This is a genomic window from Janthinobacterium amylolyticum (assembly GCF_051380655.1).
Taxonomy (GTDB): Bacteria; Pseudomonadota; Gammaproteobacteria; order Burkholderiales; family Burkholderiaceae_D; genus Janthinobacterium.
This window is the reverse complement of the sequence record NZ_JBNYXL010000023.1, coordinates 1-17,701: the sequence shown is the minus strand read 5'-3', so window position 1 is coordinate 17,701 and position 17,701 is coordinate 1. Positions and strand designations below refer to the sequence as shown.

The 17,701-nt window shown below is 57.6% G+C and carries 17 protein-coding genes and 1 pseudogene; 1 reads left to right on the top strand and 17 read right to left on the bottom strand.

Going from position 1 to position 17,701, the window contains the following annotated elements; all coding sequences use genetic code 11:
- Positions 1 to 101: 101 nt before the first annotated feature.
- From ACQ4WR_RS28150 to ACQ4WR_RS28135, 4 genes are all read right to left on the bottom strand, one after another.
- Positions 102 to 761 (bottom strand): response regulator, encoded by a 660-nt coding sequence (locus ACQ4WR_RS28150; protein ID WP_436491394.1) that lies wholly within the window; start codon positions 759 to 761, stop codon positions 102 to 104.
- 354 nt (positions 762 to 1,115) lie between these two features.
- On the bottom strand, positions 1,116 to 2,726 hold the full coding sequence (gene guaA, locus ACQ4WR_RS28145; RefSeq protein WP_102293688.1) for a glutamine-hydrolyzing GMP synthase: 1,611 nt from the start codon (positions 2,724 to 2,726) through the stop codon (positions 1,116 to 1,118).
- A 70-nt stretch (positions 2,727 to 2,796) separates the two neighbouring features.
- Positions 2,797 to 4,257, bottom strand: coding sequence for an IMP dehydrogenase (gene guaB, locus ACQ4WR_RS28140; protein ID WP_092804372.1), 1,461 nt, complete (start codon positions 4,255 to 4,257; stop codon positions 2,797 to 2,799).
- A 227-nt stretch (positions 4,258 to 4,484) separates the two neighbouring features.
- On the bottom strand, positions 4,485 to 4,853 hold the full coding sequence (locus tag ACQ4WR_RS28135; RefSeq protein WP_436491391.1) for a response regulator: 369 nt from the start codon (positions 4,851 to 4,853) through the stop codon (positions 4,485 to 4,487).
- Positions 4,854 to 5,539: 686 nt separating this feature from the next.
- Here ACQ4WR_RS28135 and ACQ4WR_RS28130 point away from each other — a divergent pair.
- Positions 5,540 to 5,818, top strand: a complete 279-nt coding sequence (locus tag ACQ4WR_RS28130) for a hypothetical protein (protein ID WP_436491390.1) — start codon at positions 5,540 to 5,542, stop codon at positions 5,816 to 5,818.
- An 86-nt stretch (positions 5,819 to 5,904) separates the two neighbouring features.
- Here ACQ4WR_RS28130 and ACQ4WR_RS28125 read toward each other — a convergent pair whose 3' ends face one another.
- The 13 genes and pseudogenes from ACQ4WR_RS28125 to ACQ4WR_RS28065 all read right to left on the bottom strand — a co-directional run bounded on the left by ACQ4WR_RS28125 (position 5,905) and on the right by ACQ4WR_RS28065 (position 17,527).
- Positions 5,905 to 7,035, bottom strand: a complete 1,131-nt coding sequence (locus tag ACQ4WR_RS28125) for a fimbrial protein (protein ID WP_436491388.1) — start codon at positions 7,033 to 7,035, stop codon at positions 5,905 to 5,907.
- Between the two features lie 535 nt (positions 7,036 to 7,570).
- Positions 7,571 to 7,891 (bottom strand): annotated as a pseudogene (locus tag ACQ4WR_RS28120) (helix-turn-helix domain-containing protein); the annotation flags it as partial.
- Positions 7,892 to 7,949: 58 nt separating this feature from the next.
- The gene (locus ACQ4WR_RS28115) at positions 7,950 to 9,395 is read right to left on the bottom strand and encodes an ATPase domain-containing protein (RefSeq protein ID WP_436491386.1); all 1,446 of its coding nucleotides are present in this window, start codon (positions 9,393 to 9,395) and stop codon (positions 7,950 to 7,952) included.
- The gene (locus ACQ4WR_RS28110) at positions 9,392 to 9,808 is read right to left on the bottom strand and encodes a hypothetical protein (protein ID WP_436491385.1); all 417 of its coding nucleotides are present in this window, start codon (positions 9,806 to 9,808) and stop codon (positions 9,392 to 9,394) included. The genes ACQ4WR_RS28115 and ACQ4WR_RS28110 overlap by 4 nt, the downstream gene beginning before the upstream one ends.
- A 72-nt stretch (positions 9,809 to 9,880) precedes the next feature.
- Positions 9,881 to 11,191, bottom strand: coding sequence for a hybrid sensor histidine kinase/response regulator (locus ACQ4WR_RS28105; RefSeq protein ID WP_436491383.1), 1,311 nt, complete (start codon positions 11,189 to 11,191; stop codon positions 9,881 to 9,883).
- A gap of 677 nt (positions 11,192 to 11,868) precedes the next feature.
- A complete protein-coding gene (locus ACQ4WR_RS28100; protein WP_436491381.1) occupies positions 11,869 to 12,192 on the bottom strand; it encodes an SOS response-associated peptidase family protein in 324 nt (107 codons plus the stop codon).
- A gap of 33 nt (positions 12,193 to 12,225) precedes the next feature.
- Complete coding sequence (locus ACQ4WR_RS28095) at positions 12,226 to 12,570, bottom strand: hypothetical protein (RefSeq protein WP_436491379.1); 345 nt, start codon at positions 12,568 to 12,570, stop codon at positions 12,226 to 12,228.
- 290 nt (positions 12,571 to 12,860) lie between these two features.
- On the bottom strand, positions 12,861 to 13,256 hold the full coding sequence (locus ACQ4WR_RS28090) for a hypothetical protein (protein WP_436491378.1): 396 nt from the start codon (positions 13,254 to 13,256) through the stop codon (positions 12,861 to 12,863).
- Positions 13,253 to 13,690, bottom strand: coding sequence for a D-Ala-D-Ala carboxypeptidase family metallohydrolase (locus ACQ4WR_RS28085; protein ID WP_436491376.1), 438 nt, complete (start codon positions 13,688 to 13,690; stop codon positions 13,253 to 13,255). The genes ACQ4WR_RS28090 and ACQ4WR_RS28085 overlap by 4 nt, the downstream gene beginning before the upstream one ends.
- Positions 13,687 to 14,016, bottom strand: a complete 330-nt coding sequence (locus tag ACQ4WR_RS28080; protein WP_436491374.1) for a hypothetical protein — start codon at positions 14,014 to 14,016, stop codon at positions 13,687 to 13,689. Before ACQ4WR_RS28080 ends, ACQ4WR_RS28085 begins: the two co-directional genes overlap by 4 nt.
- 166 nt (positions 14,017 to 14,182) lie before the next feature.
- Positions 14,183 to 15,202, bottom strand: a complete 1,020-nt coding sequence (locus ACQ4WR_RS28075; protein ID WP_436491373.1) for a hypothetical protein — start codon at positions 15,200 to 15,202, stop codon at positions 14,183 to 14,185.
- Positions 15,202 to 16,032 (bottom strand): hypothetical protein, encoded by an 831-nt coding sequence (locus tag ACQ4WR_RS28070; RefSeq protein WP_436491371.1) that lies wholly within the window; start codon positions 16,030 to 16,032, stop codon positions 15,202 to 15,204. The genes ACQ4WR_RS28075 and ACQ4WR_RS28070 overlap by 1 nt, the downstream gene beginning before the upstream one ends.
- A gap of 1 nt (position 16,033) precedes the next feature.
- The gene (locus ACQ4WR_RS28065) at positions 16,034 to 17,527 is read right to left on the bottom strand and encodes a hypothetical protein (protein ID WP_436491369.1); all 1,494 of its coding nucleotides are present in this window, start codon (positions 17,525 to 17,527) and stop codon (positions 16,034 to 16,036) included.
- Positions 17,528 to 17,701: the final 174 nt, after the last annotated feature.

Here is a 17,701-nt window from a genome sequence, read left to right as displayed (position 1 = left end):
ATCGGGCATTCTTATGGATGTTCATTCGGTTGGTTTCCTTGAGAACTGGGGGTTTGGCGATTTCCAGTGTCTCAAATCCAATCCGAATGAACCACAACAACCTATTGAAACATCACAACTAGGTCTGGCGGCGTGTCGCCACAGCACAAGGCCAGTGCTTTCTCGCCGTTGTGCGCTGCCTTGATGCGGTAGCGGCCCTTGAACACATTGGCCAGCACGTACAAGTTGTCAGCGGTGTCGTCGACCAGGAGCAATGTCGGAGGCAACGGTTCCCTTGATTGTAAATGGACCGCCGCCGGTGGCTTGACGATCACATCGTCCACGGGTGTGGCGGCCTGCGGCGCGTCGATGTTCGTTTCCTTATCCGGCGCCGGTGCTGCAACCTGATGCGCCATCGCCCGCTTGATGCTGGTGGCCAGCCGGCCCGCCGTGTAGGGTTTGACTAGCAGGTCGCTGACACCGCTGCTGATGGCCGTTTCGATGCGGCTGCGCTCGGCCTCGGCGGTGATCATAATGAACGGCATGTGCACATGGCGCGGACTGGAACGAATCATCTGCAGTAGGGCGATGCCGGTCAACGCCGGCATATTCCAGTCGGAGATCACCAAATCATAACGCTTGCGCTCAATCATGCGCCAAGCTTCAGAGCCATCGGCTGCGAGATCCACCGATCCGTAGCCAAGCGAGGCCAGTTGGCCAGCCGTGACCTTGCGCATTGTTTCAACATCATCAACCACCAGTATTCTCAGCACTTGTGCCATGTCTCCCCCATGTGAGGCCTGCTACGTGGGGTAGCACACCGTTTCATTTATTATGCGGCATTTTTTTATCGATTTGAAACGAAAGCATTTCAAGCCGTCAAGGTCGGCTTCTGGCCCAGGCTGTATAAAAACGTCAATCGCTGTGACGCCATCATCGATCAAATCCCGCAACTAGCCAAGACGTCACTGGGCAGACGCTTACATTTGAGTACCTACAAACATACCCACAAAAAGCCGCGCTTGGCTCTGCCGTGGATTGCTTGCGTTTGCCAAACAAAATAAAAAAGCCCCTGAAAAATCAGGGGCTTAGCTGTTTCAATGACCCGGCGTTACTTTACGCTGCCGGATGGGAGATTATTCCCACTCAATGGTCGCCGGCGGCTTGCCCGAAATATCGTAGACGACACGGTTGATGCCGCGCACTTCGTTGATGATGCGGTTGGAGACCTTGCCAAGCAAGCTGTGCGGCAGGTGTGCCCAGTGGGCCGTCATGAAGTCCTGCGTTTGCACAGCGCGCAGGGCCACCACGTATTCGTAGGTACGGCCATCGCCCATCACGCCGACCGACTTGACTGGCAGGAAGACGGCGAACGCCTGGCTCGTCGCTTCGTACCAATTGGTCGGCACGCTATCCTGGTCGAAGCCTGGCACCACGACCGGCTCATACGGCGTGTTGCGCAGCTCTTCGATGAAGATGGCGTCGGCACGGCGCAGCAGGTCGGCGAATTCTTTCTTGACTTCGCCGAGAATGCGCACACCCAGGCCAGGGCCTGGGAACGGGTGACGGTAAACCATGTCATGCGGCAAGCCCAGGGCCACGCCCAGCTTGCGCACTTCGTCCTTGAACAGTTCGCGCAGGGGTTCGAGCAGTTTGAGCTTCATGGTGTCCGGCAAGCCGCCCACGTTGTGGTGGCTCTTGATGGTCTGGCCTTTCTTGCCCTTGCCGGCCGATTCGATCACGTCCGGGTAAATCGTGCCTTGCGCCAGCCATTTGGCATTCACCAGCTTGCCCGACTCGACCTGGAACACTTCGACGAATTCGCGGCCGATGATCTTGCGCTTCTGCTCAGGGTCGGCAACGCCGGCCAGGTGGCCCATGAACTGGTCTTCCGCGTCGATGCGGATGACTTTCACGCCCAGGTTCTTGGCGAACATGTCCATCACCATCTTGCCTTCGTCCAGGCGCAGCAGGCCATGGTCGACGAAGACGCAGGTCAGCTGGTCGCCGATGGCGCGGTGGATCAGTGCTGCCGCGACGGACGAATCGACGCCGCCGGACAGACCCAGGATGACTTCATCCGTGCCCACTTGCGCGCGGATCTTTTCCACCGCTTCGCTGATGTAGTCAGGCATGTTCCAGTCCGATTTGCAGCCGCAGATTTCATGCACGAAACGGCCGATGATGGCCTTGCCCTGCACCGTGTGCGTCACTTCCGGGTGGAACTGCACGCCGTAGAACTGGCGCTCTTCGTCGGCCATGGCGGCGATCGGGCAGCTCGGGGTGTTGCCCATCAGCTTGAAGCCTGGCGGCATTTCCAATACCTTGTCGCCGTGGCTCATCCACACTTTCAGCATGCCGTGGCCTTCGTCGGTGACGAAATCGGCAATACCATTGAGCAGCTTGGTATGGCTGCGGGCGCGCACTTCGGCGTAGCCGAATTCACGCACCAGGCCGTTTTCAACTTGGCCGCCCAGCTGGGCCGCCATGGTTTGCATGCCGTAGCAGATGCCCAGCACAGGCACGCCCAGTTCGAACACGGCTTGCGGCGCGCGCGGCGAGTCGCCGTCCAGGGTGGAATTGTGGCTGCCCGACAGAATCACGCCGGCGGCGCCATAGTTGCGCACGAATTCGTCGCTGACGTCATACGGGAAGACTTCGGAAAACACGCCGGAATCGCGCACGCGGCGGGCGATCAACTGGGTGACTTGGGAACCGAAATCGAGAATGAGGATTTTAGAATGCATGGTCGGAGCTTTATTCAAGGTCAATTGCAAAACCGGCGCACTGGGCGCCGGTCTGGACTTTCGTTACCGCTTACTCGGAGCGATAATTTGGCGCTTCTTTCGTGATCTGCACATCATGGACATGCGATTCGCGCATGCCGGCCGAGGTGATTTCCACGAATTCCGCTTTCTCGCGCAGTTCGTCGATGGTGGCGCAACCGCAATAGCCCATCGATTGGCGCACGCCGCCCACCAGCTGGAAGATGATCGCCAGCACGCTGCCCTTGTAGGCAACGCGGCCTTCGATACCTTCAGGCACGAACTTATCGGCCTTCATGGTGGCGTCCTGGAAATAGCGGTCAGCCGAACCATCGGACATCGCGCCCAGCGAACCCATGCCGCGGTAGGACTTGTAGCTGCGGCCCTGGTACAGGATCACTTCGCCAGGTGCTTCTTCCGTACCGGCAAACATGGAACCCATCATGACGGTCGAGGCGCCAGCGGCCAGCGCCTTGGAAATATCGCCCGAGAAGCGGATACCGCCGTCGGCGATACACGGCACGCCCGTGCCTTCCAGTGCTTCAGCCACGTTCGAAATGGCCGTGATTTGCGGCACGCCCACGCCAGCGACGATACGCGTGGTGCAGATCGAGCCAGGACCGATGCCGACCTTGACGGCGTCAGCGCCGTATTCGACCAGTGCCTTGGCGGCGGCGGCCGTGGCGATATTGCCGCCGATAACTTCCACTTGCGGGTACTTGGTCTTGATCCACTTCACGCGGTCGAGGATGCCTTGCGAGTGGCCGTGGGCCGTATCGACCACCAGCACGTCAACGCCGGCGGCGACCAGCAGGTCGATGCGCTCTTCATCCTTGGCGCCAACGCCGACGGCAGCGCCGACCAGCAGCTTGCCCTGGCTGTCTTTCGACGCGAACGGGTGCGAAGTCGACTTCTGGATATCCTTGACGGTGATCAGGCCGCGCAGTTCGAACGCGTCGTTGACGACCAGCACGCGCTCGAGGCGGTGCTTGTTCATCAGGCGCTTGGCTTCGGCCGTATCGGCGTCTTCGTTGACGACCACGAGTTTTTCGCGCGGGGTCATCTTGGCGGAGGCTTCCGCGTCGAGTTCCTGTTCAAAACGCAAGTCGCGGTTGGTGATGATGCCGACGACTTCCTTGCCTTTGACAACAGGGAAACCGCTGATGCCATATTGTTCCGTCAGGGCGATCACGTCGCGGATTTTCATATCCGGCGGAATGGTAATCGGGTCGCGCAGCACGCCGGCTTCGAAACGCTTCACGCGGGCCACTTCACGTGCCTGGTCTTTCGGATTCAAATTCTTGTGAATGATGCCGATGCCGCCTTCCTGGGCCATCGCGATCGCGAGGCGGGCTTCCGTCACCGTGTCCATGGCTGCGGACAGCAAGGGAATATTCAGGGTGATGTTGCGGGTCAGGCGAGTTTTGAGGGACGTATCGGCGGGCAGAACGTTGGAGTAGGCTGGGACGAGCAGCACGTCATCGAATGTGAGTGCTTTTTGAAGTAGACGCATAGCATTTCCTATTGGCGCAAAAGCAGATTATACAGAAATTCCCATCTTTTGTCTTGAACCTTTGCAAACCGCCTTAGACATAGTGGAAATGCGCTCATTGCTTTTATTGGGCGGTCTGGAAAAGTCTGGAAAAGCCTGCGTTTTCGCCCAAATTTCGCCCGCGTTTTACTGCAACTTTGATGCTGCCTAGTCCTTCTGCCCTACAGTACTAACAAGCATAAATTCAGCTAGTTCAAGGATTTCAAAATATCATCGAGGCATGCTGGTTTCAACAAATGTTGATCGAATCCAGCATTCTTTACCTTTGCACGAGTCTCTTCATCTCCCCACGCAGTGAGAGCAACGAGCTTCGTGCGATCCATGGCTGCACAGCCCCTTATTGCGGCAGCAACCTCCAAACCATTCATTCCAGGCATCCCAAGGTCTAAGAATAGGACATTCGGGACAGTACTGTTGGCCTCCCTGATAGCTGACGGACCATCGTAGAGTGCCTGAGCATCATGCCCGGACATTACCAAAAATTCAGCGAGGAGATCAGCCGCATCATGGTTGTCGTCAACAACCAAAATTCTGAGATTGGGAATTTGATTTGCCACATTATTCTACCTGTAGAGGCACTTCCAAGACCAAAGAAGCGTGAGAAGCCGACAGGTTCGAGGACGGCGGAGCAAAAACCAGCTGCCTCGATGGCCAGGACAGGCCAGTTTCTTTATTGTAATAACACATACGGATGAGGCAATCATGACTGAAGTAACCGAAGCTAATTTTAACAACGTTTTTTGCGGGTGTCTGTAGGATCGTACGCTATTCGAATGTCGTCAAATTGGCCATCAGCGCCAACTCAGGCACGAAAATAAAGAAACTCCGGAGTCAGTATTCGCGAGAATCATTCCCCTCTAGCCGCTCTATGATTCCCACAAGAAATTGTGCCGTGCAACAATTCGTGTCTCCCTTAGCTAGCGTTAGAGCCATGCTGATCAAGCTCCCCATTTTCTGCGGAAAGGTTAAATTATGCCGCAACCTGCGGTACTTGCTGAACCACTCACCGTCGAGCGAAGAACCGACTTCCTTACCGCTAAGATCGTAAATTTGGCTATCGATATGGAAAAAATTCTCGGGGAGGTCCAGGCAATTGTTTATATGCGAAGGCACAATGTGAACATGACTGTCGCGCTGAGAGTGGTCCTACGGGAAGCAGAGCGTAGAAAAGTCACAGAGTGGGAGGATTCGCCTGCTCTTCACGATTACGTCGCTGATACAGGGTAGGTATTAGAAAAAGTATATGCAGGCTGGCCATGACAACACTGACGGCCCGCACCCAATTCCTGGGGACTTTGACCACTTTGCTCGTTACGACACGCTTGCCAGCTATCAACACTTGGGCAACCTGGTGCAGCTCAACTATGACAGCACAGCCACTGACTTCCTGCTATTGGAGCAAGCCAGTTACGTGACAGGCCAAGTGTTGGCGATGGAGGCAGGCGGCCACCTGGTCGTCCGCGCCGACAAGCCATCAAAAGACCTAGGACAAGCACAAGTAATGACTGTAACCATGTATTAGAGCCCAGGACTTGGCCTGATAGACCGAAGATGTGGCATTGCTACCTGGCCGATGGACGTTAGACTCGCGTGCTAGATGACAGCAACTTACTCATAACTAATCGTGAACTTCGCCGACGCATTTGCCGCCCCCCCCTGCACCGGGCCTGTGGTCCGCAGGTAGCGCGCGCGCAGGGGGATCACATAACTGCGTTCGAAGTCGTTCAAGGACAGGCCGCTGCTCTGCAAACTTGCCAGCGGCAGCGCGTTGCCGGCCTGCGTGGCGATCTGCAGACCAATGCCAGTGGCGGCGGGAGGGCGGCCTGGGGCGCCGGGATCGAGGCTCAGCACGCCAGTGCCTGCGTTGATGGCCGCGCGAACGGGATCGATGCGGTAGCGCAGGCTGTTCACCTCACGCGCTCCCTTCGTTCCCGTGCCGCCTGGCGAGTTGCCGCTATCGGATAGCCAGCTTGCAGCGTTCCCGGCAATCTTTATTGTTCCGTGGAACGCCGGGCAATCATTCAAGCGTATGGAAAAATCCTTCCAGCCGGTAGCGCCGTTGGTACCGCTAAAATCTTTGGATGTATACGTGCCCATGGGCACAGAGACATCCGGCGTGCTGCAGGTCTTCGAGACTATCTGAAGGCTGCCGGAGATGCCCATCTTGAAGCCCAGCATTCTTGCATCGCCGAAATTGCCGAACAGACTGACGATCGGCAATGAGCTGCCTGTCAACACCCCTGGGGTCACATCACCCAGTTTGATCAATATCAATTCAAAATTGGACGGTCCATCAAAAGGAACAAGGCAGCGCCAGCCCGCCGTGCAAGAGGTCCATGCCTTACCGGACTGTCTTGGCAGCAGACCGCCAATACTGTTGAAGACAACCCCAAGTCCAGGAATGCTGGTCCTGTATACTTTATTCGCGTACGTCCCACTGGGCCAGTTGGCTAGACCATAACCTGAATCCACCGTCAGCTCAGTATACTGTTCATACGGAGCATATAGACACTCCAGTTTCGCCGCCTGGCCGCTAGCCATCTTGAATGTTTGGCGATACACCTCGGTACCCACCGGCACATCGCGCCCGACGGTGATGGCCGATACCTGCAAGGGCATAGAGCCTACTGCCGGCTGGATTCCGTTCATGTAAGTGCAGGTGACCGCCGAGGCCGAGCCGGTTGCCGCCCACAGTAGCGCAACGACCAACCCCGATTTGAGCAAAAAGCCAATGTGCATAGAGGTACCTTTTGTATTTTAAGTGGTGCAACTTACTGATAATGAATGATTTCAATCATGGCGTTGACGAAGATGCCTAGAGCCATCGCGGCTACGGCGACAGACTGAACGGCGTAGAGGTCGCGGAATCTGACCTGTGCAAGAGTATGCGTCCCACAGAAAATGCCATATAGGAATGCTCCGAAAAGCAGAAAAAGGTAAAAAAATCCATTAGGGCATCTCGGCAAATCGATCACGCCACGGTAGATGCTCGACCCCATCCCGCATGTTTACCTGAGATGGGTATCCGAGCTTTTATTTCGTGTGTGACATAGCACAGTTTTCTTACACGCCGGTCCTCAAAAACCAGCTCATGTGGAGTGGAATCGCCAAATAGAAAAAGCCACATCAAGTGTGGCCTTACATAATACTTCGACAATCTTTTTCAGTTAAACTTAATCCCACTTCACGCCGACTACGATTCCTTCAATTTATCGCGTCGCCCAGCGATCGCCTGGCTCAAAGTAAGAAATGCGCCGATGAAATCTGTTTACCCCTCCCTCCATTGCCTGGCGAACGCCGCCACTCGGTCGTAAGACCCCTTGAACCCCAATTCCGTTAGATCCTCGTGAAGCTGTTTTAGGCGGCGCCGCTACTTGCGTGATTTGGCAGCCTCGGTCTTGAGTCAGCCTGCGAGGTGAAAAGCGTATGGGTCGATGGCGTTGGCCGATTGGCGCACCGCATAGGCGGGCTCGGTTGTCTCCGAGCGCAGATAGCGCCGGACGGTGTTGCGCGAAATGCCGAGGCGCTTCGCGATTTCCCTCAATGATACTTGGTCGCGAAGACGCCAGCATCTAATAATTCCCAGTGATGCCACGTCAACAGTCCCCGTTCCCACGTGCTTGGAAACAAGCCCCCCCCGAAAACGAAGGCGATCAACTACAGGCCGGCTGACCAGACAGAATACCTCTATATCCACTCAAGGGAGCACCTATCTTCAACCCTTGCTCATCGATATCATAGAAGCGGATATCCTTGCTATGGCCGCTACCGCGCACCTTTACCACCGACACAACGCGCTTGAATTGGCCTTCTAGCTCTATATAGCGCTGCATGACGATGGCATCAGCCAGGAAGGCGTTGCCATAGGAGCTGAAGCGCAACAGGGTGTATTGGTCTTCCAGCTCGGCCGTCATCAGCACGGACACGCCCATCTCTGTCAAGGCCGCCACCAGGCGATATAGCGATTCACGGAAGTCCTCGCGGAACATGGACGCCAACGCCATTTCAAACCCAGACAGGGAATCTATCACCACGCGCTTGGCCTTCATACGCGTGATCATGCTTACGAGGTCGTGCAAGATTTCATCAAGTGACAAGTCGAGCGTGCGGGTGTTGACCACGCCGATCTGACCGGAGCTGACGAGCGCATTCATCTGATGGCTGAGCAACTGGTTCGGACTTTTCTCGAAGGCGGCAATCACGCCGGGCTCGCCGCAGCGCACGCCTTCCGTGAGAAATTGCGTGGCCAGCACCGTCTTGCCAGAACCCGACGGCCCCACCAGCAGCAGCGAATAGCCGGCCGGCAAGCCTCCACCCATCATGGCGTCGAGTTCCGGCACACCCAGCGACAGACGTTCAGTAGCAGAAATGCTGACCTCGTCCATGCCGCTCGCCTTCAACACGGCGCGGGAAAAGATTTCCACGCCATTGTCATTGATGCGGAAGGTGTGCACACCCAGGCTTTGCGCTTGGCCGCGCATCTTCACCACCTGGATTTTGCGAACCATGGCATCGCGGTGCACGAGCTGCGACAGCCACAGGATACCGTCGGCGACCGTGAACACGGCGCTCGACTCGGCCTCGGGCGCCAGGTATTCGCCGATCAGGAAAGTCGTGGCCAGCCAGCTGGTCATTTGCGTACCCAGCTGCTGCACAAAATGCTGCAAACCCGCCGCGCCCGTGTCCATGGCCTTGGCCGATTGCACCACGGAACGGAAGGAGTCGACGAAGACGAGGCTGGGCGAGAACGCTTCCACCTCTTCGGCGATGCGCGCCAGAACGCGGTCGAAATCGCCATCCAGCAAGTCCGCCGACAGATTGACGAACTTGATCGACTGGTTGATCTTTTCCACATCGAAGAAGGGAAATTGCTGCTGATAGCGCAGCATCTTCAGCGGTGGTTCGCCCAGGACCGTGAAAAACAGCGCCTTGCGCTCCGGCGAGGCAAGGGAAAACATGATCTGGTGCGCCAGAGTCGTCTTGCCGCTGCCGGGTGTGCCCGCCACCAGGTTGAAGGAAAATTCCGGTATTCCGCCGCCCAGCAGTTCGTCCAACCCCGGAACGCCAGTGGCCAGGCGGTGGATGGTGACTTTGTTCATTCGTTCGGCTCCGTTCCAGCATTATTCACAACGTCATCACCCCAGGCCTTGAAGAGGATGCTATTCGTTAAGAGTTCGCCAATTAATAAAATAAGGGTATTGATGAAGTGCAGCAACATCGCCGTGCTTGCTGCGGAAGCGACGGTGTCCTCCTGCTCCTGTAAGCTGACGCGCAAGGCGGTCATGGCATCTTTCAGCGCTTGCGGCGGATGAGGCGACAACCAGCTGAACTGTTTCTGGCTCTGGTGCAGGCTGCGGGCATACATCGACTCCACGCCCCGCTCACCAATAATCTGGCTCAGCTCGGTGGACAGTTGCTCCCAAAGGCGAATGCTGCCGTCTACCACTGTGCCTGGGTCGCGTCGCAGCGCACGCTGTATCAAGCGCTGCCGCTGTTCATGGACTGTGGCCATAATCGGATCTTTTCTCTGCGGTTTTCGGTGCATGGACCATGTTAAACAAAGGCATCCGGATTTCCTCGCCCATCAGCGCGGAACCGTTGCCGTGATAATTTTCGACAAAGCGTCGATATTGATGGGTTTTACCAAGTAATGGTCAAACCCCACCTCGCTGGCGCGGTCGAACTCACCCAGTTGGCTGTATCCGGACGTGGCGACAAAGCACGGCAGCGGCGCCGCCAGGGCCGCACGGGCCGAACTGATGACCTGGAAACCATCCATGCCTGGCAAACCGATATCGCACACGATCACATCGTAAGGTGCATCGAGCGCGGCGCGCAAGCCGCTGGGGCCGTCATTGCGCACGTCGACATAGTGGCCGTCCTGTGTCAGCAGCAGCGCCAGCATTTCCGCAGCATCGGCATTATCCTCGATCAACAATATGCGGCGCGGCAATGGGTGCGTTTCCCGCACCATGTCAATGTCGGGAGACGGCAGAACCAGCGACGACAAGGGGAGCTGCAAGACAAACTGGCTGCCAAAGCCGATCCCGGCGCTCAACACATCCACGGTTCCGCCATGCAGATGGGTAATGATACGCACCAGCGACAGGCCGATGCCCAGGCCGCCCTGCGCCCGTTCCAGTGAACGGAAACCCTGGGTAAACAGGTCAAAGATGAAGGGTTGGATATCGAGGGCAATGCCAGCGCCATCATCACTGACCGAAATTTCTACCAACTCGTCGAGGCGCCTGACGACGATGTTGATGTGACCAAACTCATGCGTAAATTTGCTGGCATTGATGAGCAGGTTGGCAAACACTTGCGTCAGGCGAACCAGGTCCCCTTCAATAACCAGGGGTTCCTTCGGCATGCTCACTCTCAGCACTTGCTGGCGCTGGCTAATACTGGCCTGGCCCACTTCCATGGCGCCGGCGACGATGTCGCTCAGCAGGATGGGCGCCAGCTGCAAGGTGATCTTTCCGCTGCTGACGCGCGAGGCATCGAGCAAGTCGTCGATCAGCCGCGCCATGTGTGCCACCTGGCGGCCAATCACGCCATGCACGTACGCCAAATGGGGGTCGAGGTCGACCTTCTTGGCCAGCAAATCATTGGCCATCGCCAGCGGCTGCAAGGGATTGCGCAACTCATGCGCGAGCATGGCCAGGAATTCCGTCTGACGCACGGTCGTCGCTTCGGCGGACGCTTGCATGTCCTGCGCGCCAAACGTCGCCAGCACCAGATTTTGATTGGCTTCGCGCAACTGCATGATCAGGAGGCCAAAGGCGTCGGATTTATCCTTTTCCTGCACCTGCATCTTGGCCATGATCAACAATTGATTGATCGTCTCGCGCAGCAGCTTGACCTCTCTGTCGTGCGAGGCATTCAAAGCAGCCATCTCAAACGGAATATCGGGAGGCGCACTCTCATGGTCCGTCGGGAGTCCAATGTAGCGCATGATTAGAAGGTACGGCTTGTGGAGGCCGACTAAAGACTACTTTTCGCCCATCGACGCTCACTCTACCATCGTCGTGCGCGTCAGCTAAATTGCTGCAAACACTGATATTTCTATCTCAGGGACAATACTACACATTGCTACAAAAAAGTGACATTTACTCTACTTAGCGCCCGTAATGCGATCGGGGATCGCGTAATTTGCGATTTGCCAACCCATTGCAAGTGCCGACTGTACGGCTTCGTACTCCGTTGCGCGATTTTGCAAATTCGGCTCCGTGACGTCTTCGAAGCCACATTTACTGAGAATCAATTGTCCCTGCCAGCATCCCTCTGGAAGCTCGCAAGCGAATGCTGTAATCGTAAAACCGTTGTGAATAGTGGGATTATCATAAACCATATTTCCTCCTGAAAAATGCATTTGTCAACAAAAAAAGTTTACGAATTCAGTATAGTCACAATTACAGCAATATTCTGTCATACGTCTTGTGCTTTAACCAATCAAAGAAAATATGGCCAAAAGTTAATTCTATCCGACACTCTTTGGTGCACGAACCGCTGGCCGGAGTTCCCAGATACAGGCACGGCGCGCTCGATGCCCCAGCAAGCCGGCTTGCCAGTTCAGTAGTTGGGTTCGAAGAATTTGGCCGCCGGAATGATGCAGAACTGCTTGCGCTTCCAGGCGCTGCGAAAGGATGGCTTGCTGGCCACCGTCTCGGTGCGGGCATTGTAGGTCTGGCGGGCCAGCTTGTGATCTGCCCAGTGCGGCACCATGCCGAACATGGCCGAGGCGACTTCCAACTCGCCGGGTGTGTCGTGCGAGCCACGAAGGATTGGTGCCATATAGCCGGGCCATGCCTCGGGCGGGAGGTCGAGCAGCGGGTATCCAGCCCGAAAGCTCTCCTCGATCTCTTCCTTACGGCTTGGGGTGTAGTCGGCGCACATAGAGCATCTTAGAAAATACCATTTTTTTGCACGCTATACTGGCGGAAGAAGCCCTATAAGAAAGGGAAGAACTGTTACCAAATTAGAGCCGATAGAAAGTAGCTCAACGGCTAGGCGAGAACCCTTTAAGGCATTTTCTTGTACGACAGTAGGTTCAGCTCTCACCCCTTGCAGGATAGCAAGAGCCTCCAAGACAATATCTGGATCTGTGGTTTTAGGAAGCCCCAATTTCTCAAGCAAAGACTTTTGTTCGGAAATATCGAATGCTTTACCTACACGAACAAACTTATTTCCGGACGCATTGACATCCAAATCACCATCAACTTTGACTCCAGTTCCACAATCGAAAAAATGATTTGAGGTAATATTAATAGTCATAATTTCTCCATAAAAATATACTCTAACTTAAAATTGCAATCCCCACCCAAACTATCTGCATCCCAAAACTAGCACCTCCAAGTCCCCCTCGTACTTGCGCCCGCGAACCCAGTCTCGCGCCAGCGCCAGTACGATCTCGCCGTCTGTTGCCGTCGACGCCAACTTGTCGAATTCGTAGGCCGGCCGCTGCGGCACCGACTTTACACATGGTATAAAGACGGGAATTTCGACCGGGTGCGGCGCCGGCGGCGCGCTGCCGCAGCCGGCCAGCAGCATTGCAAGTATCCATTTCATCGCACACTCTCCAGCAGCAGCCTGGCGGCCGGCATGGCCTCGTCGCAGGTCGCGGCGCGCGCACCAGCGATCTGCACCAAGGCGGCGTCAAACTTCTTGCCCTTGGCAGCGGCGGCCGCCTGCGCCGCTGCGCCGCGTTCCTGTGCCGCCAAGGTCGCCTTGGCCATCCCATCGATGGCGCGGTTCTGCTCGGCGATCGATATGCGCAACTGCGCACCAGCGCCTTGCTCCTGCACTAGCGCCGCGCGCGTGGTGTCACGGTCGCCGGCGGCCAACCACCAGCCAGTACCGGCGGCGCTGGCCACGACAAGCAGAGCACCGGCCAGGACAATGGCCGCTGCCTTCCAGATGCCACTGACGGCGGCACCTGCCAGCGCGCCCAGGGCGCTCATACGATGCCCGCCACGTAGCTGACGCCGCCGCTGGCAAACTTGGCCGTCAGCACCTGGCGCCGCGGCGCGCCAGCCGACAGGGCAATGTGCACCCACGTGCCCTCGTAGATCAGCTGATCGAAGACCATGCCGCTCTGCCGGATCAGCAGGGCCAGCGCCTTGGGCGCCAGCTTGTTGGTGCTGATGTCGGCGGCCAGGCCCAGCACGTGGGCGCTGCTCGCTGCGCCGCCCACCGCCCGGTTGAGCGCCGGGGAGCGGTAGCCGCTGGAAATAGTGATGGGCGCGCCCACCAGCGCGCGCACCTGCTCCAGCAGCGAGGCCAGGCGCGTGAGGTTGGCGACGATGGCGGGCGCCGGCGTGTTATCGATGCCTTTGCGGGTGGCCACCTGCGAGGCGACCAGTTCGGTCAGGCTGAAATGAGGGCTCAGGTTCACAGGCCACCCCGCACGTCACGGACGACAGCGGCCGCATCGCGCGCCAGCTCGCCGATATCCTTGTCGCGGCGCTTGTCGAGCCAGCGCACTGTGGCGCCTAGCACCCACCAGGCGGGCAACCCGGCAGCCACCATCAACGGTGCGGCAATGAACAGGAAGCCCAAGGCCGGGTCGCTGCCGTACAGCACGGCTACGGCACGCGCGCTGTCGAACAGGCCCGGCATCCAGTTGCGCACGACCACGACCAGGGCCGGACCCATCAGGGCGGAAAACAGAATGGTGACGAAGAAGCGCACGCCCGCTTCCTTGGCTGTTTTTGGCCACATAAACATGAATCCCAGTGAGGTTGCGGCAGCGCCGGCCAGGACCGGGATGCCAAAAATTTTGATCAGTGCGCCGCCGGCGGCGGTTGTTTCGATGGCCATGTAGTGCCTTTCAGGTGGTGGAAATGAAAAAAGCCGCCCGAAGGCGGCCTGTGGTGCGGTGCTGCATTTACGCGGTCCGGGCTTCCAGCGCATCAATGCGCGCCAAGGCCGTATCCAGCAGCGCACGCATTTGCTCGATCGCCAGCTCGGCCGCCAGCAGGGCGGCATCCATTTCAAGCTGCGCTCCGTACATGCGCGGGATGAAAAAAGTTTTGTCCATGACCTGGTAGTCCGGCTCAAGAAGGACGATGGGGTTGCCTTCGTCGTCCTCCTTCATGGCATCTTTCACGCCAATAACAGCTTGAGGGCAGAACTCCTGGGCCTTATGTGCCAACCATCCCTCACCAGGTGAGCCATCTGGCCATGTCCAGCCTTCGGGCGGAAGCTTGCGCATCGACTCCCGGCAATTAGTAAGCCGATATACACCGCTCTTCAGTCGATAGTCTGAAGGGGAAGCGAAGACTGTGGTGTTGCCACTTGAAATGATTGCGCCGGCACCTACGAAGCCGGCGCCGTTATCAGTGTAAAACTGAATATGTGTGCCATTGTTGCCGGCAAGACCAAATTCACTGGGTGCGGAAGAACGCATTGAGATTGAACGTGTGCTAGGGTCAAAGCGGATACCATTAGCGCGATTTGCCACAGGGCTACCGCTGATTGACGTGCCGTATAGCAATTCGCCATTGACGCCAAAGCGCATACGCTCGATGCTGTTGGTGTCGAAGCCCAAGGGCAAAGACGGCGCTCCACCGATAGCGACCGAAAGCACCGCCGCACGTGTCGCGTCCACTTTCAACTGGACTGCACCTGCGCTATCAGGATTTGATCCGTTGTAGGCGTTAAACTGACCAGACGTCGCGGCTCCTGAAGGCACGACGCCAAATACCGAAGGACTGTTAGCCACATTGGTCTGCGCCAGCAGCCTGTTGCTATGCAACGCGTTCGACAGGTCACCTTTAATGCGTAGGCTATTGCCCGAAAAATTCAAATTGACGAATAATGTGCTGATGGCGGCAAGCTGCCCTTCTGCCAGTGTATTGAGCGCGTCCAGCCAATTGGGCATGCCAGGATAGAAAATTTTAGCCATTACAATTCCTCGATATCAAGTGATGTTGCATAGGTGTCAAAATACGGCGTCGAAATGGCGGCCAGGTCGCTGAGGCGGCCATACAACTGGTGGGTCTGCTCCAGCTCGGGATCGGCATTATCTGGAAACAGGCTCACCAGGATCGGTCTGCGCTTGCCGCTGCCGCGCACCAGGCGCCAGACGCTGGCCCGGTCCATCGGCGTCATGTGCTCGAGCGCCAACGTCAGCTTGCGATACGCACTGCCGGCCTCGACGCCCTGCTCGCCGGAACCCTTGCGGTATTGCGTCGACGTGTCGACCGGCGTCACGCTGGCGCCATAGCTGGCGTTGACATCAGGCTCCCAGTAGTTGCCCATCACCAGGCGCGAGCACTCGATGTAGCCGGCCGGATTGTCCGGGTCGGCAAGTTCGATGAAGAAGTGGCGCGCCGTCGTGCGCGGGAACCAGACGCGCGCATAGGTGCCGCCGCCGAACGAAAAGGCATTCACGGCCAACGCGGCAGCCCCCCACTCCCAAGCGCCCATCGGCGCGTAAGCACAGGCTAAAACCCCTCCTGTGTCAAATACTGGCGTGGCATCACCAGGTGCGGCATACCCGCGAACGCGGATTAGAGCGCTTGCGGTGAGGTTACAAAAAGGCAGCACAACGCCGCCGACGATTTCGCCAAGCGACAGTGTCGCCGTGATATGCAGAAAGGGGCCGACCGAGCGGAGCACCGCCGACTTGCGCTCGCGCTGCAGGTTGGCCGGGCCCAGCGCACCGGCCTGACTTGATGCGGAAAGCACCGCGCGGTCGGCCGCATTGTCGTGGATGATGCGTAAATTAGTCATGCTATTCCGCGGTGGTATTGGATAAACGCTGAATCACTGCATTCAACGGGGGACGATCAGCGCCAGGACGACTGCCGATCGTTACGGCTTGCTCCACCATGGCTACCGTTACACGGTAAGTATGGTCAGCATTACTGCGCGCATCGTCTGTAAAAGTAAAAGAACCGGACACGCCCAGGCTGCACGTAGACATCTCTTCAAAAATGACCGTGTTTTCGATAGCCGCCGGCGGGCCTGTAAAAGTAGAGGTTGCCAGCAAGGTATCCGTAGGACCACCTGCAAGTCCCCGGTACAGTTTGACCACTGCCTGGGTACTTCCGGCGCCCGCCGTGTACGTGGCGCGCGTAGAGCCTAGGGTACGGCTCCACGCAAAGCTGCAGATCACCGTGATCAATCCGCCATTAGAGCCAAACGGGCCATTGACCAATTGCGCGTTCGGGTTTATCTCCGGACTGGTAACGGCAGTTCTCAACGTCCCAGCCGTCAACGCCCCGCCGAAGTATCCTGCGCCATCTCGCTTCAAGTAGAAAACGGCATTGACGTCGTTTTTTGCGCCTGCGCCCGCCCACATTGCATAGATGGGATCGGTCGGCCCCATCTCGATGCGAAAGCCGGTACCGGATCCTGTAGTGATGTTGCCCGAGAAGGTGGCCAGACCGCCCTCTACCTTCACCCCTGGCATGTAAACATTCCCGTCCGGCGTCGCCTGGAAATATTTACCTGTGTTGTAATTACCAATCAGCAAGCCTGCGGCGCTGAGGTGGAACCCGCCCAGGCCATCCGTTGGCCAGGTCGGCGTGCTATGAGCGTAGCCTGGCCCGCCGTGGATAGTCACCGCTTGCATATCGCCGGCGGTGACTCTGCCCAGATCAGCTGCAATCGCACTCAGCTGGCCAACTTTCCAGGCATTCAGATACGGCGCCGCCCAACTCGTGGTGCCGCTGGCTGGATTGAAAATCCCATCCGAGCGATAAAGCAATTCGCCTGCGCCAAAAAGCGGCGGTGAGCCCTCCCACACAGTGCCGGCGCCCCAGGTATTCAGCGGTGGGAACGATGCGCTCCCCGAGGTGCTGATCGTCGCAGGCGTACTGGCCAACGAGAGCAATGTGGATTTGCTGTAACAGATGCGCGAGGAATTGCCGGTGATGCCGTCAAAAACCTTGCTGACCGTCTGGCTGGCGGTATAGGTCAGGCCATCGACAACGATGGTGGCCGTGACCGTCACGCTGTCGCCCACCATGCCGCCAGACGTCAAGCTGGCCACGTTGCCAACGCGCGTCAGCACGCTGGCATTGCTTGCGGCAAATACTACCTGCCCCTGCATGTTTACCAACCCCGCCGTGAAATCGATGCTGGCCGGGGTTGCGATTGTCGTGGCTGCCACTTTGAACCCCGGCGCCGTCGCCGCCAGCAGCAGCACGCGGTCGTTGGCCGGCTGGAAGCGCGGCACGGTATTCATGATGAGGTTGTCGCGCTCACCCGCGACGAGCCTCATACCAGCACTCCCACGGTGACGCGGCCTGTCAGCCAGTAGCGCGACAGCAGCACCACCACGCCCGGCAAGCCATCCTGCAGGCCGAAGCGCACATCACGCAGCAGTACGGGCTGCCCCAGTTCCAGCATCATCAATTCAGGCTCCCCGTCCAGTTCATAAATGGTGCGCGGCACC